Origin of the sequence: Escherichia sp. MOD1-EC5189 (assembly GCF_002966045.1) — a bacterium.
GTDB lineage: Bacteria > Pseudomonadota > Gammaproteobacteria > Enterobacterales > Enterobacteriaceae > Escherichia > Escherichia coli_F.
The window spans coordinates 1-327 of record NZ_PTRX01000138.1; the positions used below are offsets into that span (position 1 = coordinate 1).

The window sequence follows — 327 nt, forward strand, 5'->3', positions numbered from 1 at the left end:
TCAAAAACATCGCATTTAACTATATTGTGAGGCTTGCATAATGGCATTCAGAATGAGTGAACAACCACGGACCATAAAAATTTATAATCTGCTGGCCGGAACTAATGAATTTATTGGTGAAGGTGACGCATATATTCCGCCTCATACAGGTCTGCCAGCAAACAGTACCGATATTGCACCACCAGATATTCCTGCTGGCTTTGTGGCTGTTTTCAACAGTGATAAGGCATCGTGGCATCTCGTTGAAGACCATCGGGGTAAAACGGTTTATGACGTAGCGTCAGGGGACGCGTTATTTATTTCTGAACTCGGTCCGTTACCGGAAAA

1 pseudogene is annotated in these 327 nt (G+C 43.7%); it reads left to right on the forward strand.

The window, feature by feature from the left end:
• Positions 1-40: 40 nt before the first annotated feature.
• Positions 41-327: pseudogene (locus tag ATB02_RS25925) on the forward strand (tail fiber assembly protein); the annotation flags it as partial.